This is a genomic window from Acinetobacter sp. YH12135, assembly GCF_013418565.1.
Classification (GTDB): Bacteria; Pseudomonadota; Gammaproteobacteria; order Pseudomonadales; family Moraxellaceae; genus Acinetobacter; species Acinetobacter towneri.
On record NZ_VPBU01000008.1, the window covers coordinates 1 to 23,894 of the forward strand.

A 23,894-nucleotide genomic window follows, 5' to 3' on the forward strand; every position below is an offset into this window, starting at 1 on the left:
TTGTGCTGGCGACCATAGCAAGAGTGAACCACCTGATCCCTTCCCGAACTCAGAAGTGAAACCTCTTCGCGCTGATGGTAGTGTGGGGTTACCCATGTGAGAGTAAGTCATCGCCAGCTCATTATTCAAACACCCTCAACTAGCGTTGGGGGTGTTTTTTATGTAAAAAAGAAAAGTAGAATGAATAAAAAAACCCTTAAATATAATTTAAGGGTTTTAAACTTATATAAATATCAGATGCTTAGAAATGTGCTTCTAAACCTAAATATGGGCCTTTAAATTCTAATTGAGTTTCCTGATTGGAATCTTGATTGAGCTTAATATCTAAAATGCGATAACCTGCTTTTAAACCAACATCGACTAAAATGGCATCTATAAAGTTATATTTAATTTCTGCCTGAGCATCACGAACTTCATTGTCGCTATTTTTTGCGTAATTTGCTTCAGCTTTGGCACTTAAACCCGTAAACGGTAATTTAACTGCTGCTTCTGCATACAGCATAGGTAAAGTTTCACTGACGTCTTGTGTCGAAAACAAATTCGATCTTAAGTCGCCTTCAAGTACTTTGGCGCCAAATCCAACATCTGCGGCAACAATATTATCTAAAATTTCATAATACAAAATGAAGTCTGAGTAATCTAAATCCAACTGATTGATTTTTACGCCAGCAGTGCTTTGCTCGCTTTCGGCCTGCAAATTGGCATGTTTAATTTTGGCATTGGGTAAAAAAGGCACAGGATGTTCCACTGCCAGACTGAAGGGTATGGCAAAATCATCATCTAAGTTTGGCGAGAACTGAGCCTGATTCCAGTCTATGTTATATTTCCAATAATCTACACTGGCTTTTACCCCAATAATATCGGCATGCACCGCTGAACAACCAATTAAACTGCATGCTAAAGCAAAACGTTGTAATGTAAGCATATAAACCCTAGTATTTTGTCATCATCAGTTGGGATGAATAGTGTGGTGATGTTCTCGTGACAAAAAATCATGTGAAATATTGTCCAACTTAGCGCATCATACATTTTCTTCAATCAAAATTCTTGTAAAAATATAGCCTAATTCGCGCCAAATATAGAGGATTTCAGTATGCAAAATGTCCATCCACCTGTCGATTATCCGCTCTATCTTGCCAATAAAGCAGTAGAAACAGGGCAATGGCTAGCCGTTCAGCATAAATATTCTCAAAAAGTATATGCGCGTGTTGCACTTGCCGATGCAAGAAGTATTGAAAAAGCTATTCGTGCAGCAATAAAAGCTGAAGCAGAAATGGCAAAATTACAGCCCTTTCAAAAACAAAAAATTCTGCTGCATTGTGTGCAGCGTTTTCAAAACATGCGTGAAGAATTGGTTGAAATTTTAATTGCCGAAGGTGGAAAACCACGTCTGGCCGCGATGGCAGAAGTCGAGCGTTTAATTAATACCTTTCAAATTGCGGCAGATGCGGTGTCGCAGCTAGATGAAGGACGTATTTTACCCTTGGCGGTGACGGCTGCTGCTGCGAATTATCAAGGGATGGTCAAGCATGTACCCATTGGTGCTGTGTCTTTGATCAGCCCTTTTAATTTTCCGTTGAATTTAACTGCACATAAAATTGCGCCCGCGATTGCTGCAGGTTGTCCTTTTGTATTAAAACCTGCCAGTGCCACGCCTATTTCAGCATTGAAAATTGCAAAAGTGTTGGCAGAAACAGATTTACCTAAAGGTGCGTTTTCGGTATTGCCTTGTGAGCGTGAGCAAGCCGATGTTTTAGTCACGGATGACCGCTTTAAACTGCTCAGTTTTACGGGTTCAGATGTGGTGGGTTGGGATATGAAAGCCCGCGCAGGACGCAAAAAAGTAACACTAGAGTTGGGCGGCAATGCAGCGGTGATGATTGAACCCGATACTGACCTGAATGATGCATTGATTCATCGCTTAATTGGTGGAGCGTATAATCATGCTGGGCAGGTGTGTATTAGTGTGCAACGTATTTTGGTGCATGCCGACGTGTATGCCGAACTGAAAAAGAAACTCGTGAGCCAGCTCAAGAAAATTAAAGCAGCAGATCCTGATTTAGACAGTACTTTGGTCGGGCCAATGATTAAGGAAGCTGAAGCACAGCGCTTGCAAAAGTGGATTGATAAAGCAGTGAAAAAAGGCGCAAAAATATTGGCAGGTGGCGAGCTGAAAGGTGTGATGTTTGAGCCGACTTTATTGGAACAGGTCGATCCAAACTTGGAGGTTTATAAAGATGAAGTTTTTGGCCCTGTTGCCATTTTGGAAAAATATTCATCTTTTGAGCAAGGAATTGCACGTATCAACCAAAGCCGTTTTGGTTTACAGGCAGGTATTTATACACAAAGCTTGGAAAAAATGCTGTACGCATGGGATCAGTTACAAATTGGTGGGGTGATTATTAATGATATTCCATCGTTCCGTGTGGACAATATGCCTTATGGTGGCGTGAAGGATTCAGGTTTAGGGCGTGAAGGGATTCAATCTGCTATTCGGGATATGCAGGAAGAGCGTTTATTGGTAATTAAGCGTTAAGTATCTGATCTAATGATGTATCGTTATAAATAAAGAGAAAGGATGAGTTAACTCTGAATTTTGAGATGATTGATTACAGTGCTGTAGTTCGGTGAATAATAGGCTACAGCGCTGCTAAAATAGATGAAAATTAAAATAACTCAAATAGCATCAAAATTTCATTCCAAATAGTTATACGATTTATAACTAAAAAATAAAGTCAAAATGGAGTGGAATTTGAACGTTTGATTAAAAAAATGCATACAAAAAGCATCTTTCTAAGCAGAATTTACAGAAAAATTGTTCAAAAATGAGTATTGTTAAGCCATACAAAAGCGCAATATTGGGCAAAGACTTTAAGCAAGATTTTCCGAATATTTCGCTGTTTGACCTTTAGAATTTGATGCTCAAAAGGTGTGACTCTAAAGCAAACACCCAGATTTTCATTTTTTGCAGGATATTTTTTGCGTGCGCTAAAGTACCGTTATATAAAGTAAATTTAAGCTAATGAAAAAGCAAGTTATTTATATAAAAGATCAGAATTAAAAAACAAGCAGCAAAAAATAGCCTGAAGTTTAGGTGTTCTATGACAGATTCTCGTGAGAGTTGGTCCGCGCGATCAGGCTTTATTATCGCAGCCATTGGTTCTGCGGTCGGGTTGGGCAATATTTGGCGTTTCCCTTATGTTGCCTATGAAAATGGCGGCGGCGCATTTTTAATCCCTTATTTAATTGCGATCTTTGCCGCAGGTTTGCCATTGCTGTTTTTGGACTATGCAGTCGGACATAAATACCGTAAAGCACCACCAACCGCTTATAAAAAGCTCATGAACAGTGAAGCATTGGGCTGGTGGCAGGTGATGGTGACTTTGCTGATTGGTATTTACTATGCCAGCGTATTGTCTTGGGCAGGCAGTTATATGTTCTATTCCATTGGTCAGCAATGGGGAACAGACACTGAAAAATTCTTTTTCACAAGCTACTTACAAAATGGTGAAGGCTTAGCCTTTGGTTTTGTACCTACTTTATTTATTGGCTTGGTCATCGTATGGACGGTGGTGATGTTCATTTTATATGGTGGGGTGAAAAAAGGGGTTGAGCTGTCCAATAAAATCTTTATACCACTTTTGCTGATTTTGTTCTCTATTCTCGTGGTTCAAGCTTTACGTTTACCGGGTGCAGTCGATGGCTTAAATGCTTTCTTTACGCCTAACTGGGAAGCGATGGCGAACTATAAAGTATGGTTAGCTGCCTTTGGTCATATCTTCTTCTCACTTTCAGTGGGTTTCGGGATTATGTTGACCTACTCATCTTACCTAAAACGTAAAACCAACTTGACTGGTTCAGGCTTGGTGGTTGCACTTGCAAACTCATCTTTTGAAATTTTAGCGGGTATTGGTATTTTTGCTGCGCTTGGTTTCATGGCGTACAGCGCAGGTTCATCGGTAGATGAAGTGGTTTCGGGCGGTATTGGTTTAGCCTTTATTGCATTCCCGAAAATCATTTCCAGCTTGGGTGCAGGTGGCGATTTATTTGGTTTCTTATTTTTCGCTTCATTGACGGTTGCAGGGGTGACCTCAATGGTGAGTATTCTGCAAGTGCCCATTGCTGCGTTCCAAGACAAACTGGGTTGGTCGCGTAAGCGTGCAGTAACCATCATTGCGGGTGGTTCAGCGATTGTTTCAACCATTTTATTCTCTACCCACAGCGCGATCACTTTTGTCGACATCATTGACTACTTTGCCAACAACATTGGTATTGTTGGTGGTGGTTTATTGTCGATTATTTTGGTAACTTGGTTCCGTCGTCCATTGCTCAAAGAATTGCAGCAACACGTTAACCAATACTCAAGCATTAAATTGGGTTGGGGCTGGAATTTCCTGTTAACCATCGTGACTCCGCTTTCATTGCTCGTGGCTTTAGGCTTAACCCTGAAATCTATTTTTGCAGAAGGCTATGGGGGTTATCCATTACACATTTTACTCACCGTGGGTGGTGGTACCGTGGTGCTCTTTATTCTTGGTGCGGTATTGCTTAGCCGCTTAAAAGATCACGACGCAGCGGAGAAATAACATGAATACATCTGCATTGGTGATGTTGATTATTTCAACAGTGGTACTTTGGGGTGGTTTAGTTTTGGCGATGATTCACCTGATCAAAAACCCAGATGAACTTGAAGACTAAGCACTTTATTGAGTGGGTGTGATGCTTTAAAACATTGCACTGGCTAAATAAAATAACCCTTGATTGATTCAAGGGTTATTTTTTTGGAAAGGCTATTCAATGAGAAGAATCGTTAAAACAGAAATAGCTTAGGCGGTTTTTTCAATACAACAATAATAAAAACCATCACCGCGTCCTTCTTGCGGCAATAATTGGCGTCCATATAATTGTGGAATACCCCAATCTGCATCTATTTTGACTTCTTTGGCATTTTGATGTTCGGAAAAGAATTGCTGCATTTGCTGTTCATTTTCGGCTTTTAAAACCGAGCAGGTAATGTAAAGCAAGGTGCCACCAACTTTGAGCTGTTGCCACATCTGCTGCAAAATCTGTTGCTGTAATACCACCGTCTGCTGAATATCGCTAGATTGACGCAGCAAACGAATATCTGGATGACGACGCAAGACTCCAATTGCAGAACATGGTGCATCCAATACAATACAGTCTACTGCTTCACTGGCATTCCATGTGGTTGCATCGGCAGCCAAAATTTCGACTTGCGCTTCTTGATTCAGTTGCAGACGTTCTAGGTTTTCGCTGACACGTAACAGACGTTTGGCATCCTGATCTAAGGCTATCAATTTTTTAGGCTGAAATTTTTCGAGCAGATGCGCTGTTTTACCGCCGGGTGCTGCGCAGGCATCGACCACGACTTTGCCATCTAAATTTGGCAAGAGCGTTGCACACAGTTGAGCATGTTCATCCTGAACGGAAAATACGCCTTCATCAAAACCAGGCAAGTCTGGAATGTGCACATTTTGCAGCATCACAATACCGACTTCAGACACGGTGCAAGCTTCTGCAGCAATCTCTTGTTCCTGCAAAATTTCTAAATAGTCATCACGGCTGATTTGGCGTGTATTGACTCTTAATGTTAGCGGCGCGGTTTGCTTTAAAGTTTGCGTCAGTTGTTCTAGTTGTTCAGGCCAATCTTTTTTCAAGCGTTTATACAACCAACTTGGCAAACCATGTGCTTTGGCCAAAGCCGTTTGAAATTCCGATGTTTCACGTGAAACACGACGCAGAATCGCATTCACCACACCGCTGAGTGCTTGATAGCCCAATTGTTTGGCTGCAGTTACGGTTTCTGAAATTGCGGCATGACTGGCTACACGGGTGCAAAGCACTTGATATAAGCCAACATATAAACAGGTTTCAACGGTTTCATTGTTGAGTGGTTTCACCAACAGCGGCAAAGTAATGCTTTTTAGGGCATACCATTGACGCAAAGTGCCCAAAACCAGTTCATGAAACAAGGCGCGGTCACGTTCTGCGACTTTACTTAAATGTGCAGGTAAAACGCTCGCCAATGATTGCCCTTGTTGTACAGCCAATAGCGTACGGATGACTTGGGCACGCAAGTTCAAATGTGAGTTGCCTGATTCAGAATGGCTCATGCGAGAACTTGTCCTGTTTGAAGTTTTTGGGTTTGAATGATTTGCACAGGATTCAGTGGTTTAGCGCCTGGCCATTGCAATGAGCTTAAGCACACCGCTTGTTGATCGCCACAAGCGACGTGTACGCCTTGTTTGTCCAGTTTTAAAATTGTGCCTGCAGCTTTGCCTTGTGCAGATTCATCCGATAATGCTGAACCCCAGACGCGCAAGTTTTGAGTGTCATCTAAAGGGATAAACGCCACCGGCCACGGGTTAAAGGCACGGATATTACGGTCAATTTCGGCTGCAGTTTGTGACCAGTCAATTTGTGCTTCGGCTTTGGTCAGTTTGTGTGCATACACCGTCAAGGCTTCATCTTGCACTTCACGCGCAGCCAAATAGTCTTGTAATTTTTGCTCTGAAGCCAATACTTCAACAATCGCTTCAGCACCTTGCTGTGCCAGTTTGTCATGTAAAGTAGCAGAAGTGTCTGTGGCAGTAATTGGGCACAGGGTTTTATACATCATATCGCCTGTATCTAAGCCTGCAGCCATTTTCATAATGGTAATGCCTGTTTCGGTATCACCTGTGGCAATAGCACGCTGAATCGGTGCTGCACCACGCCAACGTGGCAATAAAGAACCGTGAATATTCAAGCAGCCATATTTAGGCGTATCTAAAACCACTTGTGGCAAGATTAAACCATAGGCCGCAACCACCATCACATCGGCATTCAATGCAGCTAATTCTTGTTGGGCCGCCAGACCTTCTTCGGTAGATGATTTAAAATGCAAAGGTTGATAGACAGGAAGATCGTGTTGAAGAGCCAATTGCTTCACCGCAGATGCTGTGAGTTTTTGTCCGCGTCCTGCTTTACGGTCAGGCTGGGTGTAAACCGCGACAATCTCATGTTCGGTGTTCAGGAGTGCTGCCAAAGCGCTTGCAGCAAATTCAGGCGTACCTGCAAAAACGATTTTCAATGGAAATCAACCCATAGTTTTAGATGACGCGGCAATTATAACAAATTGCGGCTCAAAGGTCGGAACGGGTTGTAACAAATCCAACTTGTCGCTGTACTGCGCTGTAAATTATTATGATAAAAATGAGTTATGCAAAATTTAAAAATTATTCATGAAAGTTTTGTATTGAATTCAGTATGATCAACAAGGTGCTGTGGGTTCTCGTCACTTTTTATCCATCATAAAGTTGGTAAAGCAGCAGCCTTACTACCTCAAGCTGTAGTAAAATACAAAGATTCTTAAACTGTTTTGCAGTGATACAGATCTTGCAAACAGTATTATTTCGCCAGAATGAATTTCAGATTCATTTCAGCACAACCAAGTTGGAACTTTATAATGCCTGACTATCGTTCAAAAACATCGACACACGGAAGAAATATGGCGGGTGCACGCGGCTTATGGCGTGCAACGGGTATGAAAGACGAAGATTTCGGTAAGCCGATTATTGCGGTGGTCAACTCATTTACCCAATTTGTACCTGGCCATGTGCATTTAAAAGACCTCGGTCAAATGGTGGCAGAGCAAATTCAGGCGGCAGGTGGTGTTGCCAAAGAATTTAACACCATTGCCGTAGATGACGGGATTGCCATGGGCCATGACGGCATGTTGTATTCATTGCCATCACGTGACTTGATTGCCGATTCGGTAGAATACATGGTCAACGCGCACTGTGCCGATGCTATGGTCTGTATCTCCAACTGTGACAAAATTACCCCAGGGATGCTGATGGCTGCCATGCGCCTAAACATTCCAGTGGTGTTTGTATCTGGCGGCCCAATGGAAGCAGGTAAAGTCAAAATTCGTGGCAATGAACACGCGATTGACTTGATTGATGCGATGATTGTGGCGGCAGATGACAACTATACCGATGAAGAAGTCGCTGAATATGAGCGCTCAGCATGCCCAACTTGTGGTTCATGCTCAGGGATGTTCACTGCAAACTCAATGAACTGCTTAACAGAAGCTCTAGGTTTATCTTTACCGGGCAACGGCTCAATTCTAGCAACTCACGCCAACCGTAAAAAACTGTTTGATAAAGCAGGTCAGTTGATTGTGGAATTGGCCAAACGCCATTATGAACAAGACGATTACAGCGTATTGCCACGTTCAATTGCAACCAAAGCATCTTATGAAAATGCTATGACGTTGGACATTGCCATGGGCGGTTCAACCAACACCGTATTGCACTTGTTGGCGGCTGCCAATGAAGCAGGTGTGGATTTCACCATGGATGATATTGACCGTTTATCACGCAAAGTACCTGTTTTGTGTAAAGTTGCACCTGCAAAACAAGATGTTCACATGGAAGATGTACACCGTGCGGGCGGTATCATGTCTATTTTAGGTGAGCTGGATCGCGCAGGTTTATTGGATACTTCTGTAGGAACAGTTCACGAAGCGACGTTAAAAGATGCGTTGGATAAATGGGACATCATGCGTACCGAAAATGAAGAGGTTTACCAGTTCTTCCGTTCTGCACCGGGCGGCGTACCCACCCAAACAGCATTCTCACAAGACCGTTACTATTCACGTTTAGATGGTGACCGTGACAATGGTGTGATTCGTAATGCAGAACACGCTTTCTCTAAAGATGGTGGTTTGGCGGTACTTTACGGCAATATTGCTTTAGATGGCTGTATTGTAAAAACTGCAGGGGTAGATGATTCCATTCTAAAATTCAACGGTACGGCACGTGTTTTTGAAAGTCAGGATGCTGCAGTGGATGCGATCTTGGGCGGTAAAATCACCGCAGGTGATGTGGTGGTGATTCGCTACGAAGGCCCACGTGGCGGCCCGGGTATGCAAGAAATGCTCTATCCAACCAGCTATTTGAAATCGAAAGGTTTAGGTAAAGAATGTGCATTACTGACTGATGGTCGTTTCTCGGGCGGTTCTTCAGGTCTTTCAATTGGTCACGTTTCTCCAGAAGCGGCTGAAGGTGGCGCGATTGGTCTGGTTGAAGATGGTGACCGTATCGAAATTGATATTCCAAACCGCAGCATTCACTTGGCGGTAGATGACGCAACCATGGCGGCACGTCGTGAAGCGCAAGAAGCTAAAGGCTGGCATCCTGCAGAAGAACGTCCACGTAAAATTTCTAAAGCGTTGAAAGCCTATGCTATGCACACTACCAGTGCGGCAAAAGGTGCGGTACGTGAAATCTAAGCAGGAATTGGCAATTTAAGCTGCCACAAAAAAGCACTCCAAAATTGGGGTGCTTTTTTATGAGCCTGCATTGAGCAATGTTAGTAGTGCAGCAAATTTGAGCAATGAAATTAGACAGGCATTTTCGTTTACATCCTGCCCGCTTTCGATACAATGAAAAATAAAATAAATCGTCATAATGAACACGACATTTCACCCATCTCGCTAAGGAATCAGCCATGAGTAAACAGAATATCCGCGAACATTCAGCCGAAGTCTATGAAGGCATTGAAAATGCACCTGCACGCTCCATGATGCGTGCGGTGGGTTTTAAGGATGAAGATTTTACTCGTCCATTTATTGGCATTGCATCGACTTGGGCCAATGTCACACCATGTAATATGCATATTGATGGCTTGGCGCGCGAAGCAGAAACAGGCGTGAATCAAGCGGGTGGTAAAGGCATTATTTTCAATACCATCACCATTTCAGACGGTATTTCAAACGGTACTGAGGGTATGAAATATTCACTGGTTTCACGTGAAATCATTGCCGATTCAATTGAAGCCGTGGTGGGTTGTCAGGCCTATGATGGTGTGATTGCAATTGGTGGCTGTGATAAAAACATGCCAGGTTGCATTATGGGACTGGCGCGTTTAAACCGTCCAGGCTTGTTTGTTTATGGCGGAACGATTAAACCTGGTGCAGGACACACCGATATTATTTCGGTATTTGAAGCCGTGGGTCAGCACGCCAAAGGTGAAATTAACGAAATTCAGGTCAAGCAGATCGAAGAAGTGGCTTTGCCAGGTGCAGGCTCATGTGGTGGCATGTACACCGCGAACTCTATGGCATCGGCCATTGAAGCATTGGGCATGAGTTTACCAGGGTCTTCGGCACAAGAAGCTGTTTCTCAAGATAAAATGGATGACTGCCAACGTGCAGGCGAAGCAGTCATGAATCTGTTACGTCTGGATATTAAACCACGTGACATTATGACCAAATCTGCCTTTGAAAATGCCATTAAAGTGCTGATTGCTTTGGGTGGATCGACCAATGGTGTACTGCATTTAATTGCCATGGCACATTCTGCAGGGGTTGAACTGACACTAGATGATTTCGTGCGTATTGGTCAGGAAACTCCAGTGGTGGCCGATGTACGTCCATCGGGCAAGTATTTAATGTCGGAGCTGATTGCCATTGGCGGAATTCAACCATTGATGAAACGCATGCTAGATGCAGGCATGCTCGATGGTTCTTGTTTAACGGTTACAGGTAAAACTTTGGCAGAAAACTTGGCCGATGTTGCTGATTATCCTGAAGGTCAGCAAATTATTTTACCGTTTGATGCACCAATCAAAAAAGATTCGCACTTGGTGGTTTTAAAAGGCAACTTATCACCTACGGGTGCAGTGGCAAAAATTACAGGCAAAGAAGGCTTGTATTTTGAAGGCCCTGCACGCGTTTTTGAAGGTGAAATTGGCGCGATGCGCGGCATTTTAGATGGTGAAGTGCAAGAAGGTGAAGTGGTGGTGATTCGTGGTGAAGGCCCTAAAGGTGGCCCGGGTATGCCAGAAATGCTGAAACCAACTTCTGCAATTATTGGCAAAGGTTTGGGTAATTCAGTCGCGTTAATTACCGATGGACGTTTTTCGGGTGGCAGTCACGGTTTTGTGATTGGGCATGTGACCCCAGAAGCGTATGAAGGCGGGCCAATTGGTCTGGTGAAAAATGGCGATAAAATTTCGATTAATGCCGAAACCCGTGAAATGACTTGGCATGTGTCGGAAGAGGAAATGGCAGCACGTAAAGCGGCATGGGTCAAACCAAAGCCAAACTATACCCATGGTGCATTGGCGAAATTTGCTAAATTGGCATCGGGCGCAGAAAAAGGTGCAGTGACTGATCTGAATTTAGAGGTCTAATTGATCATTTTTATATGAATTGATATAAATCCTTGTGTACTATTGAAGGACGAGCGCACATGATTTGCATGTGGCTTGTCCCCAAACCACAAGGATTTTCTTTTTAGAGGCTGATCTCATGTCACTGTTACGCCGTTGGTTCGATCCGATCAGATCGAGTTGGTTTTATCAAAAACCATCTCGGCAAGCGGTGTTGCCCACGGAACACGGACTGAGTGTGCATTTGCGTCTAGATGATGTATATAGCTATTTGGCGGTACAGGAGTTGCCGCAATTAGAAGATATTCTGGCCGATGAATTAAAACCTTTAACCGTGGTGATTTCGCGGCAAAGTGGCGATGCACCGAATCAAATGTCGGCTGCAGAATGGCAAAATTACTGTATTCAAGATGCACAAATTCTTGCCAAACAACATCGGTTTAGTTTTCACGATACCCCTGAATCACCGACTGCAGAAGCCTTAATGCAGGCAGAAACCATTTTGCGGCATACGCCGTTACGTGGTCAGGATTTTTTGTATTTACTCGAAGATGTGTTCCACATGCTGTGGCAAAAGCAGTCGGGTAAATTACGCACTTTATATGCCATGTCCAGCCGTCATCATCAAATTCAGGATTTTCCTGAACGGGTTTTTGATGATGCACCTGTATTGGCCAGTTATTTTGAGTTTGGTGGACGTAAATATCATGCGGTCGATGATTTATTGCGTTTGACACGCCGTTTAAAACAACAAAAATTACTCACCGATAATCCTATTTTCTTGATCAATCACATTGAATGGCGAGAACATTTAATTAGTGATGCCGAAGAACTCAATGAAATTCAGGCACTCGACCCTGAACTGGATTTGTATATTGCACTGGAAGACCCGATTTCTTGGTTGTTATTGGCGTATATCAAAGAAGAATTAGCTGCCTATTACAATATCCATTTGAATGTGTATCCCTTGTCTTATCATGGACGCGACTGGTTTGACTGGAGTTTGGCAACACGTTTATCTAAACGTACTGATGTTGCGTTTACGCCGTTTTGCCGCCCGACTGAGCAGGCGACTTATCAAATGGCACAACTGTATTACAGTGCGCCTGAAGAACAGCGTGTGGATGCCATGTATCGTATTTTGCAGGCGGTATGGACGAGGGGGCAGGATTTATCCTTTAAAGCGCATTTTGAGCGTATGCAGCGTGATCTGGAGTTAGATCAACTGACCACAGCGGATGTGACTGAGTTGCTCAAAGAAAATGATATGCTGTGTGAAATGAAATCTCAGCCCGATTTTCCTGTGTTGGAATTGCGTATAGATGGGCAAAGCTACGTGTTTAATAGCTTATATCGGGTGTGGATGATTGAAAGTATTTTCAGTAATGTGTTAGAAGAAAAGTATAAGAGTGAAACCGAAACCGAAACTGAAACTGAAAGTGTAGCCCAAGCCCATGAACAATGAAAAAGTAAACTCATTACAACAAGCACGTGACAAAATAGACCAAATTGATGTGGCTTTAATTGAACTGATTGCATCGCGTCAGTTTTATGTCGATCAGGCCATGCGCCATAAACAGACTGTGGAAGATGTACAGTCACCGCAGCGCGTGAAAGAAGTGATTGAAAAAGTCCGTACTTTGGCTGTGCAACATGCAGTCGATCCTGACATGGTCGAGCGTTTGTATCACGATATGATTCAGCATTTTATTCAGCGTGAATTAAAAGAATTCCGTCCTTAATTGATCTATCCCTAAGTTTGGGCGATGCTTCAAACGTAGCCCAAACTTTGCGTTTTTGCGGTAAAACCGCGTATTTATATGCCATCTTGGTATTCAAAGCATAATTTTTAAAAATAATTTGCTTATTTTTCTGCAGGTGGTTTTAAGCGCAAAGCCTTGCCTGTCTTGGCTTTGCTGGGTTTTTAAAAAGTATTGGTAAAAAAAAGAATATGATTTTATTACATTTTTTAACATTGTAAGTTTGCTTTATTTTAAAAAGTATATATATTGTATATACATCTTTTGCAAAGCAGTCTTTATTTTGGAGAGATCAGCAATGAACGAGCAAATCAAAAAAATAAAGACAGGCAAGAAAGATGGACAACTTTTAATTCGTATTAATAGTACTGAACGTGATGAATTTATTCGTTTATGTGAAGAACTTGATACTAGTGCTGCTCGTGAATTAAGAAAATTTATTCGTAGTTTTGTGAAACAACACAATGGTAACGAATAGCCTTACTAAGGAGTAATACCATGGCGAAGCAAGTTAAATCTTTGAAGCAAAAAATCAAAGCACGTTTGAAAAAGATTTCAAAACATAAAGGCAAATTGAAGCAACTTAAGCAAGAGCTTAAAAAACAGAAATAAGCCACAGCAAAAGCATGATCTCTTAAAACGGTTTATTCTAGACAGACCGTTTGAGGAAAAAAAAAGACCGAACAATTATTGTTGTTCGGTCTTTTTGCATTGTTTCGGCATTTGCTTAGGTTACAGCAGATGACAGCAGGTTCTGATTAGGATGGATCACGCAAACTAAAGAACCAGTTCAGGAACAAGGCTGCAAAAGTTGCTGTCCCAATCCCGCCCAAGTTAAAGCTGCTCAATTGCAACGCAAAGTCACCCGTTCCTAAAATAATGGTCACGGCAGCCACCATCAGATTTTTGTTTTTAGAAAAATCGACTTTGTTTTCAATCCAGATTTTCGCGCCAGCAATGGTAATCAAACCAAATACCACAATCGAAGCGCCCGTTAAAATGGCGGTAGGAATGGTATGGATGATTGCCCCAAATTTTGGTGATAAGCCAAGGAAAATAGCAAAGACCCCCGCCACCACAAAAATAATCGTGGAATACACGCGGGTAACAGCCATCACCCCAATGTTTTCACCATAGGTAGTCATACCCGGTGCACCGACACCACCTGCAAGGGTCGTGGCAATACCATCGGCTACAAAGGCTTTACCAATGTGTGGATCGAGGTTTTCACCAGTCATGGCACCTACTGCTTTAATGTGTCCCAAGTTCTCTGCCACCAAAATGAAAGCAATTGGGGCAATAATCAGCATGGCATTCACATCAAATACAGGCGCATGAAAGTCTGGTACGCCAAACCAAGCGGCTTGCTGAATCGGTGCGAAGTTAATTGGCGTCCCCCAACCCATGACATTGGTGACTACAAAATAGATCAGATACGATATGAGCAAGCCAATCAGGAGCAAGAGGCGTTGCAGTAAACCTTTGGTAAATACGGCAATCATGCCCATACATAGCACAGTCACTAAGGCCATCCACATATTAAATGGATTGCCTGCAACCGCTTTGACCGTGACAGGAGCAAGGTTTAAACCAATGATCATCACCACCGCACCTGTCACCACAGGTGGCATTAATTTTTCAATCCAGCGGGTGCCTGTAGCCATGACTAAAAAGCCAATCAGGGCATATAAAATACCGCAGGCAATAATCCCGCCTGCCGCGACCCCAATATTGGCATTTAAACCTCCTGCTGCGCCTGCATAGCCTGTGGCAGCAATCACCACCCCAATAAAGGCAAAGCTTGAGCCTAAATAACTTGGAACACGCCCACCTGTCATGAAAAAGAACAGGATGGTACAAATCCCTGACATTAAAATGGCAAGGTTCGGATCAAAGCCCATTAAAAAAGGTGCAAGTACAGTGGCACCAAACATGGCAAATGCGTGTTGTATCCCCAATACAACGGTTTGTGCAGGCGGTAGATACTCATTGGTACCTACAGGACGTGCATCAATGCTGCCTTCATAAGGGCGCCATTTGGGAAACCAACTGGACATAAAGTAAGCACTCAAAAGCTAAATTGAGCACATCATACTCTTGTATTGCCTAAATTTTTTAAAAATTTTGCGAGGAAACTGACCAGCTGCTTATTTTTAGAATTAAATTTTACTATTTGTTAAAATTTACATTTAATATAAATAAGTAATTTTATTTATAAATTTAAAGAATGTATTGCTGCATTAGCGGGATGAAAACAGACTAAGAATAAATTTAATTGAACATAATTTAGGCTGGTTTTTTTGCCTGGTAACGCATGTCTTAGTCCATGTCTGCTTTCACGCTATTATGTCCACTGTGTTTGGCTTTATAAAGCATCAGCCTAAGTCATTTCTAAGAGAGAGCAGTAGCCACAAGCAGAGTACAGACTCTGCTTGTTGTGCTATTCGTAGAGGCTTAACCTGTATTGCGTAAGCCTGCTGCAATCCCTGCAATGCTTACCATGAGGGCATGATCGACAGGGGTATGTTCGGCATTCTGTTCTGCCAAATATAAACGACGACGTTTCATCAACTCTGCCTGTAGCAAATGCAGCGGCAATAAATACGGTTTACGCACCCGCATCGATTGATCTAGCACATCATTGCTGCTGAGCAATTGCGATTCCCCTTTGAGAGTCAGTAAGGTGGTCACGGCATCCCGCAGGCGTTGACGCAGTTGCTCACCGAGTTCTTTCAGGTCTTCGTCATCGGTCAGGTTAGATTCGTAGTACAGGGCAATATTACTGTCGGCTTTAGATAGCACCATTTCTAGCATATCAATTAAAGTCTGGAAATACGGCCAATCGCTGAGCATTTCATCTAAAGTGGCTTTTTGTCCCTGATCGAGCGTTTGGTTAATTGCTGCGCCTGTCCCTAACCAAGCAGGCAGCATTAAACGGATTTGCGTCCATGCAAACACCCAAGGAATGGCACGTAAGGATTCAATTCCACCGCTGACTTTACGTTTTGCAGGACGTGAACCGAGCGGCAACATCTGCAATTCTAGCTCTGGCGTAACGGTGCGTAAATATTTCACAAAATGGGGATTTTCACGCACAGTTTGACGGTAGACCTGTACCGAAAGTTCGGTCATGTTATGCATGAGCTCGCGCCATTCTGCCTTCGGCACAGGTGGTGGCATCAGCGTCGCTTCTAAGGTAGCAGCGGTATAGACTTCCAGATTTTGCAATGCAACCCCTTCAAGTCCAAATTTAAAACGAATCATTTCGCCTTGTTCGGTCACGCGAATTGCACCTGAAATAGATCCTGGTGGCTGTGAGAACAGTGCTTGTTGAGTCGGTGCACCACCACGGCTGATGGAACCACCACGACCATGAAATAAGGTCAGCTGCACAGCATGTTGCTGCGCTACCGCAGTCAGTTCTTCCTGAGCGCGGTACTGTGCCCAGTTGGCAGACATAAAACCTGCATCTTTGGCGGAGTCTGAGTAGCCAATCATGACCTCATGTTTACCCTGAATATGCTGTTTGTACCAATGCATATTAAATAGGGTATTCATGGTCTGGGCAGCCCCATCCAAGTCTTTCAGGGTTTCAAACAGCGGCACCACACGCAAAGGATGCTGAATGCCCGCTTCTTTTTGCAGCAATAACACTGCCAATACATCACTTGGATATTCCGCCATGGAAATAATATAAGCGCCCAAACTTTCCTGCGGCTGTGCAGCCAAAGTGCGCATGGTGGCAAACACTTCTTGCACATCGGGATGTTGAATCAGGCTTTGTGCAGGTTCTTGCATGAATTTTGGCAATAACGGACGTTTACTTTGTAGCTCTTGAAGCAAGAAGTTCTGACGCGCTTGTTCAGTCCAAGTTTCAAAATTGCCCAAACCTAAATATTCGGTAATGGCAGAAATGGCTTGACGATGACGTCCCGATTCTTGGCGAATATCCAGTTTTAGTAATTCAATGCCGAAACAATTCACACGATGAATTAAATCCAACAATTTGCCGTTCGCAATGTCTGATAATTGGCAAGCCGTCAGCGAGCGATAACACAGCAATAAAGGCTGTAACAGTTCGTCTTTGCTTTTGATGACCAAACTGTCATCAGCCTCTTTGCCTTGCAGTTTCGCTGCTAACCAGTCGCGGGTGGCTTTTAGGCGTTCTCGGGTGTCGCGTAAATATTCACGGTACGGCTCGGCATGGAAATGTCCCAAAGCATCTGCCAATTCTGGGCTGCATTGCTGAATGGAAAGTTCCCAACGCAGGTTTTCAATATCACGTAAATACAGTTCTGCTGCTTTCCAGCGTGACAGCCACAGCACTTCTTGAGTAACTTTATGAGTGACATTCGGGTTACCATCGCGGTCACCGCCCATCCAAGAGGCGAAACGTACAGGCGCAACGTTCAGCGGCAGGCTTTGCCCACAGTGTTCCTGCACAATGCTGTCTAATTCACGCATGAATTTAGGCACCGCATTCCACAGGGTTTGTTCGATGGTGGTAAAGCCCCATTTGGCTTCATCGACAGGGGTTGGGCGATGTTGGCGAATTTCATCGGTTTGCCAAGCCGAGCTGATCAGCTGTTTTAAATCTGCCAAAACTGCCTGACGTTCACGTGGCGTCAGTTTTTGTTGATCCATTTTAAACAAGCAGTCATTAATATCGTCATATTTTTGAATGAGGGTACGACGGCTGACTTCAGTCGGATGCGCAGTTAAAACCAACTCAATTTTTAGCTCGCAGACTTGTTGAAAGAGTGTTTCTGCAGAAATTTGGTTGTCTTTAAACTTTATAAATAAGTGATCTAGCGGGTTTGGAGAAACGCCATTTTCATCAAATTCGCTTTGGCGACGGCTCCGCACCACATGATATTGCTCAGCGATGTTGGCAAAATTCAAAAAGTGGGTAAAGGCACGGGTGAGCGGTAAGATTTCGTCATCTTCCAGACTTAAAAACAGTTGTTCGAGTTGTTTTTCAGCTTCGGCTTGTCCATCGCGCGCGCCTTTAGATAAAGCACGAATTTGTTCGACCTGATTAAACAAATCTTGTCCTGCGTGTAACTTAAGGGTTTCACCCAATAAGTTGCCAAGTAAGCGTACGTCATCGCGTAGAGGAGCATCAATTTGTTGAATCATTCGTTGTTCTCCATGTTCTGTGTTTTTCTACTCTGTTAAGACTATACCCCGATTTAGATACAATCCAAGCGGGCTATCTACAAAAGTTGCATGGATTTTGCGCATCTGAAGTTATAGTGCCAAGTGGCAGTATTTATGAGAGAAATACAGGACGGAGATATGAGTCAGTTGATCATTCGTATATGTGTAAGGTGAGAGTTAGATTTCGCATGATGAGGCTGCAAAATTAGCTTGCTCAGCCATAACGCAGCATAAAAATACCAATCGCATCTTCAATAATCTTTTGAGATTGTGCAGCATCGGGCACGGCACGTACACCGAGTAAAACTTCATGGTGACGTAAACCATGCAGTAAGGAAACGATCAATTCAGTTTGCGTTTTTGGTTCATCGGCCTGAATAAACTGCAATTCTACTGCTTGGCGAAAGAAGCTTTCCCACATCGCGCGAAGTTTGGCATGTGAGGCATTGTAAAACTGTAATGCCAACGGATTTTGCTCCGAGGCCAGTTCCATCAGCAAATGTTCTAATTTAATCGCTTCAGGCATATTGACCAAGTTCAAGGACAGTTTACAGGCTTGGTATAAGGCCTGCTTAAAATTGCTATGTGCAGTCAAGTCCAAAGGTTGTGCTTTGAGCAGACTTTCACAGGTTTCTTCAATGGCACAGGAAAATAACGTGGCTTTGTCTTGAAAGTGGTTATACACCGTTAATTTGGTCACGCCTGCTTCACGTGCAATCTGATTCATACTAGAACCATGAAAGCCCAACTTTAAAAACAAGTGTTTTGCCGACATTAAAATGCGTTGGCGTTTTTCTAAATCTTTGGGTCGTCCGACATGAATCTGCACACGCTCCTCCTAATTTGCATCAGTACAACTGGAAAATGACGCTTCAGTTTTAATTAATGTACCTAGTGGTATATTAATTAAAAAATAATCAATTTAATATACTGCGTATTCTGCCCTAATAAAAACGTTTAAATAAGAGCACGCTAGATGAACACGACTCAGAATCTCATTGGCAGCCTGATGCTGCTGTGCTGTATCACCCTAATGGGATGCAGCAAGCAAAAAACCGAGATTGAACAGGAAGTCCCTTTGGTGATGGTGACTCAGCCCAACAGTTTACATCTTGAGCAAAAAAGCTATGCAGGCGAGGTGCAAGCACGTCAGCAAACCGCTTTGGCATTTCGGGTTGCAGGGCAAGTTACACAGCGTTTTGCCGATGTGGGAGATCAGGTCAAAGTTGGGCAAGTCTTAGCAAAACTGGATGTGCAAGATGCCGCATTGCAGCTCAATGCCGCGCGTGCGCAACTGGAAAGTGCGCAATCTGCTGCAAAAATTGCCAGTGATGAATTGCAACGTTTTCAGCAATTATTACCCATGAATGCCGTCAGTCGCTCGCAATATGATGCAGTCAAAAACCAATATCAACATGCTATGGCACAGTTGAAACAGGCACAGTCCAATTATGCAGTCAGCAGTAATCAAACCGACTATAACCAGTTACGTGCCACAAAAAATGGTGTGATTACTGAACGCAATATTGAAGTTGGGCAGGTTTTAGCGGCAGGGCAGGTCGCTTATCAATTGGCGATTGATGGAGAACGTGAAGTCGTGATTGGCGTGCCTGAACAAGCGGTGAGTGAAATTCGGGTCGGGCAAGAGGCAACGGTCAGTTTATGGTCACAACCCGATACCCGTTTTGCAGGTACGGTTCGAGAAATTTCCCCTGCGGCAGATCAGTCGCGTACTTTTAAAGTCAAAGTGGCTTTACGTGAAGGCAATGCACAGATTCAATTGGGGCAAAGTGCGCGGGTATTTCTGACTCGCCAAGCCAATCAGGGTTTATATGTGCCTTTATCTAGCGTGTCGGCAACAGGGCAACAAGCTTTTGTTTTGGTCTTACAGCCAGACTCAACCGTGCGCCAAATTCCTGTTACATTGGGCGCTTATGGACGTGACAGCGTGCCTGTACTGAGTGGCTTACAGCCGCAAGATTATGTGGTGATGGGTGGGGTGCATTTACTGCGTGATCGACAAAAAATTCGCCCGATTAACCGTGACAATCAAGCTGTACAGGCAGTCAATCCAACAGCTCAGGCAGCTTCTGCGGCCACACAGACGGAGCGTTAAAATATGAATTTTAACTTATCCGAATGGGCGCTGAAAAATAAAGGTCTAGTGGTCTACTTGATGCTGCTGTTGGGCATTGTCGGGATTTTTTCCTATTCCAAACTGGCACAAAGTGAAGATCCACCGTTTACTTTTAAAGTGATGGTGATTCAAACCTATTGGCCGGGAGCGAGCGCCAAAGAGGTCTCGTTACAAGTCACCGACCGCATCGAAAAAGAATTGATGAGCACGGGCGACTATGAACGCATCATGGCTTATTCGCGTCCGGGCGAGTCCATGGTGACTTTTATTGCCAAAGATTCCATGCGTTCTAGCCAAATTCCAGATGTTTGGTACAAGGTGCGTAAAAAGGTCAATGATATTCGTCATGAACTGCCGCAAGGGGTGCAAGGCCCATTTTTTAATGATGAATTTGGCGACACTTTTGGCAATATTTATGTGCTGACAGGCGCAGACTATGACTACGCCACCCTCAAAGAATATGCCGACCGTTTGCAGCTACAATTACAGCGGGTCAAAGATGTTGCCAAAGTTAATTTGGTCGGTTTACAAGATCAAAAAATATGGATTGAGTTATCTAACACCAAAGCCGCGCAACTCGGTATTCCTGTTACCGCGATTCAGCAAGCCTTACAACAACAAAACAGCATGGCAAGCGCAGGTTTTTTTGAAACCCATTCAGACCGTATTCAGGTACGTGTCAGCGGTGCGTTGCACAGTGTTGATGAGCTAAAACAAATGCCGCTGTTAGTGAATGGCACCACCATTCAACTGGGCGATGTTGCCGAAGTTTATCGTGGGTTTAGCGAACCTGCTCAACCGCGTATGCGCTTTATGGGCGAAAATGGCATTGGCATTGCGGTGTCGATGCGTAAAGGCGGTGATATTCTGGCTTTGGGTGAAAATCTGGAAACAGAATTTGCCCGTTTGCAAAAAACTTTGCCTTTGGGCATGCAACTGCAAAAGGTTTCTGATCAACCTGTTGCGGTAAAACACAGCGTCAATGAATTTATGAAAGTATTGGCTGAGGCGGTGATTATCGTGCTCTTGGTCAGCTTCTTTTCACTGGGTTTTCGCACAGGTTTGGTGGTGGCATTTTCCATTCCACTGGTCTTGGCGATGACTTTTGCAGGTATGCATTTGTTTGATGTCGGGCTGCATAAGATTTCACTCGGTGCGCTTATTCTAGCGCTCGGATTGTTGGTGGATGATGCCATTATCGCCATTGAAATGATGGCAATTAAGATGGAGCAGGGCTATAGCCGCTTGCAAGCCGCAGGTCATGCGTGGCGAACGACTGCTTTCCCTATGCTGACTGGGACATTGATTACCGCAGCAGGTTTTTTACCCATTGCCACGGCAGCCTCAAGTACAGGGGAATATACCCGTTCAATTTTCCAAGTGGTGACCATTGCTTTGGTGGTGTCATGGTTTGCTGCCGTGCTGTTTGTACCCTATCTGGGCGATAAATTATTGCCAGATTTTCAGCGCCATGCACAGCGAGCGCCGTGGTATCAACGTTTTTGGGCGCGTGTACGCAAACAAGCTGAACCGCAGCCTGTGCTACAGCACGCAGGTGAATTACACGACCCATATCAAACTCGCTTTTATCAAGTGTTTCGTGGATGGGTTAATACTTGTGTGCGCTATCGAAAAACCGTCATTGCAATCACAGTTGGCATATTTGTACTGTCAATTGCGATGTTTAAATTGGTACCACAGCAATTTTTCCCACCTTCCAATCGGGCAGAAATTTTAGTCGATTTAAAACTTGAAGAAGGTGCATCCTTAACAGCCACAGAAGCAGCCGTTAAAAAAGTTGAAAAGTTCTTGGCGCAACAACAAGGCATCGACAATTATGTAGCCTATGTTGGCACAGGCTCACCGCGTTTCTATTTACCCTTAGATCAGCAATTGCCGCAAGCCAGTTTTGCCCAATTTGTGGTGTTGGCATCGTCCTTAGAAGACCGCAATGAAATTCGTCGTAATTTATCAGAGCAAATTCGCTTGTTATTGCCAGAGGTGCGTACTCGCGTGTCATTATTGGAAAATGGCCCACCAGTGGGTTATCCATTGCAATTCCGCGTGTCAGGAGAAGACTTGGCACAAGTGCGACAATGGGCACAGCAAGTCGCAGCCACCATCAGTGCCAATCCAAACAGTACCAATGTGCATTTAGATTGGGGTGAGCCGAGCAAAGTCATTCAATTGCAGATTGATCAAGACCGTGCCCGTCAAATGGGGGTGTCGAGTCTGGATTTAGCTAACTTCCTTAATAGCTCTATCAGTGGCGCGGCTATTAACCAGTATCGTGAAAAACGTGAACTGATTGAAATCCGTTTACGTGGTGATCAAACCGAGCGCCTAGATGTCGCATCTTTAAGCAGTTTGGCTATACCGACTTCACGTGGAACATCGGTGCCGTTGGCGCAAATTGCACACATTGAATACCGTTTTGAAGAAGGCTTAATTTGGCATCGTAACCGCTTGCCGACCATTACCGTACGTGGTGATATTCGTAGCAATTTGCAACCTGCAACGGTGGTGGCAGAACTGTCTGAACCGATGGCGGCCCTGCGTGAAAAGTTGCCAAGTGGCTATTTAATTGAAGTGGGTGGCACGGTTGAAGAATCGGCACGTGGGCAAAAGTCAGTCAATGCAGGCATGCCATTTTTCCTTGCCGTGGTGATGACTTTGTTGATGATTCAGCTGCGTAGCATGTCCCGTGCATTCATCGTGTTTTTAACTGCACCGCTCGGCATTATTGGCGTGGTATTGTTCCTGTTGCTGTTTAACAAACCCTTTGGTTTTGTGGCGATGCTTGGCACGATTGCCTTATCGGGCATGATTATGCGCAATTCCCTGATTTTAATTGATCAGATTGAGCAGGATATTCGAGCAGGAGAGTTACAGTGGGATGCGATTATTAACGCCACGGTACGCCGTTGTCGTCCAATTGTACTGACCGCTTTGGCGGCAGTATTGGCCATGATTCCACTTTCTCGCAGTATTTTCTTTGGCCCGATGGCTGTGGCAATTATGGGTGGATTAATTGTCGCGACCTTATTAACTCTGTTCTTTTTACCTGCGTTATACGCCCAGTGGTTTAAAGTGAAAAAAAATCCACATAATCTGTAAAAGTGACATAATAACGGGTGCGAAACTTGGAAAATTTCAATATAGTAGCACCTTATATTTTTCAGCCTTTGCATACGTCACAGCATGCGCCAGATTAAAAAATAAAGCATGGCACAGATGGGGTTAAATCACATTATGAAGCAAGATAACTTGGTAAAGTTTCGCCGGTCTGTCGCGATCTCTTACGTGTTTATGTTTTTTGCTTTATTTACTGTGGTGAGTGGTGCATTGGCGTATTGGTATGCCCGTAAAGTGATTGTGGTCGATAGCACTGAAGTCTGGTTACAGGCACAGGCTTTATGGATCATGCGTAATGTGGTGATTTACAGTGTATTGGCATTGTTTGCTGCATTGTGGTTTATTCCATTGGCCTTTTTTCCTTGGGATGCCTTTTTATGGGTCAAAGCCTGCACCGTAGCAGGTGTGGTCTTTGCCGTGATTGCCTTCTTATTTTTAATCAATGCTTGGATTAAAGGGCTATCCAAATTTTTGAAAAATAAAGCCGTATTCTAAGGACTTTTCGCGTTTATTCAGCAGGC

At 43.8% G+C, this 23,894-nt stretch carries 17 protein-coding genes and 1 rRNA gene; 12 read left to right on the forward strand and 6 right to left on the reverse strand.

The features are described 5' to 3' along the window. Nucleotides 1-4: 4 nt before the first annotated feature. Nucleotides 5-119 (forward strand): 5S ribosomal RNA (gene rrf, locus FTU70_RS06030). Nucleotides 120-241: 122 nt separating this feature from the next. On the opposite strand, the gene FTU70_RS06035 is transcribed toward rrf, so the two are convergent. Beyond that, a complete protein-coding gene (locus FTU70_RS06035) occupies nucleotides 242-925 on the reverse strand; it encodes a TIGR04219 family outer membrane beta-barrel protein (RefSeq protein WP_180060305.1) in 684 nt (227 codons plus the stop codon). 168 nt (nucleotides 926-1,093) lie between these two features. Here FTU70_RS06035 and FTU70_RS06040 point away from each other — a divergent pair, with 168 nt between their 5' ends. The 3 genes from FTU70_RS06040 to FTU70_RS06050 all read left to right on the forward strand — a co-directional run bounded on the left by FTU70_RS06040 (nucleotide 1,094) and on the right by FTU70_RS06050 (nucleotide 4,698). Next, on the forward strand, nucleotides 1,094-2,536 hold the full coding sequence (locus tag FTU70_RS06040) for an aldehyde dehydrogenase family protein (protein WP_180060306.1): 1,443 nt from the start codon (nucleotides 1,094-1,096) through the stop codon (nucleotides 2,534-2,536). A gap of 565 nt (nucleotides 2,537-3,101) precedes the next feature. Next, nucleotides 3,102-4,586: a sodium-dependent transporter gene (locus tag FTU70_RS06045; RefSeq protein ID WP_180060307.1), complete on the forward strand. Its 1,485-nt coding sequence runs from the start codon at nucleotides 3,102-3,104 to the stop codon at nucleotides 4,584-4,586. A 1-nt stretch (nucleotide 4,587) separates the two neighbouring features. Beyond that, the gene (locus tag FTU70_RS06050; protein ID WP_004970370.1) at nucleotides 4,588-4,698 is read left to right on the forward strand and encodes a methionine/alanine import family NSS transporter small subunit; all 111 of its coding nucleotides are present in this window, start codon (nucleotides 4,588-4,590) and stop codon (nucleotides 4,696-4,698) included. Between the two features lie 128 nt (nucleotides 4,699-4,826). On the opposite strand, the gene rsmB is transcribed toward FTU70_RS06050, so the two are convergent. Together rsmB and fmt are read right to left on the reverse strand one after the other, a co-directional pair. Next, nucleotides 4,827-6,134 carry a 16S rRNA (cytosine(967)-C(5))-methyltransferase RsmB gene (gene rsmB / locus FTU70_RS06055; RefSeq protein WP_180060308.1) on the reverse strand — a complete coding sequence of 436 codons (1,308 nt, stop codon included), beginning with the start codon at nucleotides 6,132-6,134 and terminating at the stop codon, nucleotides 4,827-4,829. Next, nucleotides 6,131-7,093 (reverse strand): methionyl-tRNA formyltransferase, encoded by a 963-nt coding sequence (gene fmt / locus FTU70_RS06060; RefSeq protein WP_180060309.1) that lies wholly within the window; start codon nucleotides 7,091-7,093, stop codon nucleotides 6,131-6,133. Before fmt ends, rsmB begins: the two co-directional genes overlap by 4 nt. A gap of 375 nt (nucleotides 7,094-7,468) precedes the next feature. Between fmt and ilvD (FTU70_RS06065) the strand changes: the two genes are divergently transcribed. The 5 genes from ilvD (FTU70_RS06065) to FTU70_RS06085 all read left to right on the forward strand — a co-directional run bounded on the left by ilvD (FTU70_RS06065) (nucleotide 7,469) and on the right by FTU70_RS06085 (nucleotide 13,419). Beyond that, nucleotides 7,469-9,298: a dihydroxy-acid dehydratase gene (gene ilvD, locus FTU70_RS06065; protein ID WP_180060310.1), complete on the forward strand. Its 1,830-nt coding sequence runs from the start codon at nucleotides 7,469-7,471 to the stop codon at nucleotides 9,296-9,298. Nucleotides 9,299-9,516: 218 nt separating this feature from the next. Then, entirely contained in the window at nucleotides 9,517-11,202 is a 1,686-nt protein-coding gene (ilvD, locus tag FTU70_RS06070; RefSeq protein WP_004970362.1) for a dihydroxy-acid dehydratase, read from the forward strand. Nucleotides 11,203-11,320: 118 nt separating this feature from the next. Then, nucleotides 11,321-12,646 carry a hypothetical protein gene (locus FTU70_RS06075; protein ID WP_180060311.1) on the forward strand — a complete coding sequence of 442 codons (1,326 nt, stop codon included), beginning with the start codon at nucleotides 11,321-11,323 and terminating at the stop codon, nucleotides 12,644-12,646. Next, nucleotides 12,636-12,923 carry a chorismate mutase gene (locus FTU70_RS06080; protein ID WP_004970358.1) on the forward strand — a complete coding sequence of 96 codons (288 nt, stop codon included), beginning with the start codon at nucleotides 12,636-12,638 and terminating at the stop codon, nucleotides 12,921-12,923. Before FTU70_RS06075 ends, FTU70_RS06080 begins: the two co-directional genes overlap by 11 nt. Before the next feature lie 316 nt (nucleotides 12,924-13,239). Next, nucleotides 13,240-13,419 (forward strand): hypothetical protein, encoded by a 180-nt coding sequence (locus tag FTU70_RS06085; protein WP_004970356.1) that lies wholly within the window; start codon nucleotides 13,240-13,242, stop codon nucleotides 13,417-13,419. A gap of 280 nt (nucleotides 13,420-13,699) precedes the next feature. Here the strand turns inward: FTU70_RS06085 and FTU70_RS06090 are convergent, their stop codons facing one another. The 3 genes from FTU70_RS06090 to FTU70_RS06100 form a co-directional block, all read right to left on the reverse strand. Beyond that, entirely contained in the window at nucleotides 13,700-14,998 is a 1,299-nt protein-coding gene (locus FTU70_RS06090; protein WP_180060312.1) for a solute carrier family 23 protein, read from the reverse strand. Between the two features lie 397 nt (nucleotides 14,999-15,395). Continuing rightward, nucleotides 15,396-18,080 carry a phosphoenolpyruvate carboxylase gene (ppc, locus tag FTU70_RS06095; protein ID WP_180060313.1) on the reverse strand — a complete coding sequence of 895 codons (2,685 nt, stop codon included), beginning with the start codon at nucleotides 18,078-18,080 and terminating at the stop codon, nucleotides 15,396-15,398. 235 nt (nucleotides 18,081-18,315) lie between these two features. Continuing rightward, nucleotides 18,316-18,930, reverse strand: coding sequence for a TetR/AcrR family transcriptional regulator (locus FTU70_RS06100; RefSeq protein ID WP_019837343.1), 615 nt, complete (start codon nucleotides 18,928-18,930; stop codon nucleotides 18,316-18,318). A gap of 147 nt (nucleotides 18,931-19,077) precedes the next feature. Between FTU70_RS06100 and FTU70_RS06105 the strand changes: the two genes are divergently transcribed. The 3 genes from FTU70_RS06105 (at nucleotide 19,078) to FTU70_RS06115 (ending at nucleotide 23,868) form a co-directional block, all read left to right on the forward strand. Next, nucleotides 19,078-20,217, forward strand: a complete 1,140-nt coding sequence (locus FTU70_RS06105) for an efflux RND transporter periplasmic adaptor subunit (RefSeq protein WP_180060314.1) — start codon at nucleotides 19,078-19,080, stop codon at nucleotides 20,215-20,217. Between the two features lie 3 nt (nucleotides 20,218-20,220). Then, nucleotides 20,221-23,355, forward strand: a complete 3,135-nt coding sequence (locus FTU70_RS06110) for an efflux RND transporter permease subunit (protein WP_180060315.1) — start codon at nucleotides 20,221-20,223, stop codon at nucleotides 23,353-23,355. A 135-nt stretch (nucleotides 23,356-23,490) separates the two neighbouring features. After that, entirely contained in the window at nucleotides 23,491-23,868 is a 378-nt protein-coding gene (locus FTU70_RS06115; RefSeq protein WP_026438412.1) for a hypothetical protein, read from the forward strand. Nucleotides 23,869-23,894 lie beyond the last annotated feature (26 nt).

Excerpts from the sequence above, each read along its gene's own strand:
- FTU70_RS06035 (WP_180060305.1), bottom strand. The coding sequence starts at position 925 with ATGCTTACATTACAACGTTTTGCTTTAGCATGCAGTTTAATTGGTTGT.
- FTU70_RS06040 (WP_180060306.1), top strand. The coding sequence starts at position 1,094 with ATGCAAAATGTCCATCCACCTGTCGATTATCCGCTCTATCTTGCCAAT.
- FTU70_RS06045 (WP_180060307.1), top strand. The coding sequence starts at position 3,102 with ATGACAGATTCTCGTGAGAGTTGGTCCGCGCGATCAGGCTTTATTATC.
- FTU70_RS06050 (WP_004970370.1), top strand. The coding sequence starts at position 4,588 with ATGAATACATCTGCATTGGTGATGTTGATTATTTCAACAGTGGTACTT.
- rsmB (WP_180060308.1), bottom strand. The coding sequence starts at position 6,134 with ATGAGCCATTCTGAATCAGGCAACTCACATTTGAACTTGCGTGCCCAA.
- ilvD (WP_180060310.1), top strand. The coding sequence starts at position 7,469 with ATGCCTGACTATCGTTCAAAAACATCGACACACGGAAGAAATATGGCG.
- ilvD (WP_004970362.1), top strand. The coding sequence starts at position 9,517 with ATGAGTAAACAGAATATCCGCGAACATTCAGCCGAAGTCTATGAAGGC.
- FTU70_RS06075 (WP_180060311.1), top strand. The coding sequence starts at position 11,321 with ATGTCACTGTTACGCCGTTGGTTCGATCCGATCAGATCGAGTTGGTTT.
- FTU70_RS06080 (WP_004970358.1), top strand. The coding sequence starts at position 12,636 with ATGAACAATGAAAAAGTAAACTCATTACAACAAGCACGTGACAAAATA.
- FTU70_RS06085 (WP_004970356.1), top strand. The coding sequence starts at position 13,240 with ATGAACGAGCAAATCAAAAAAATAAAGACAGGCAAGAAAGATGGACAA.
- FTU70_RS06090 (WP_180060312.1), bottom strand. The coding sequence starts at position 14,998 with ATGTCCAGTTGGTTTCCCAAATGGCGCCCTTATGAAGGCAGCATTGAT.
- ppc (WP_180060313.1), bottom strand. The coding sequence starts at position 18,080 with ATGATTCAACAAATTGATGCTCCTCTACGCGATGACGTACGCTTACTT.
- FTU70_RS06105 (WP_180060314.1), top strand. The coding sequence starts at position 19,078 with ATGAACACGACTCAGAATCTCATTGGCAGCCTGATGCTGCTGTGCTGT.
- FTU70_RS06110 (WP_180060315.1), top strand. The coding sequence starts at position 20,221 with ATGAATTTTAACTTATCCGAATGGGCGCTGAAAAATAAAGGTCTAGTG.
- FTU70_RS06115 (WP_026438412.1), top strand. The coding sequence starts at position 23,491 with ATGAAGCAAGATAACTTGGTAAAGTTTCGCCGGTCTGTCGCGATCTCT.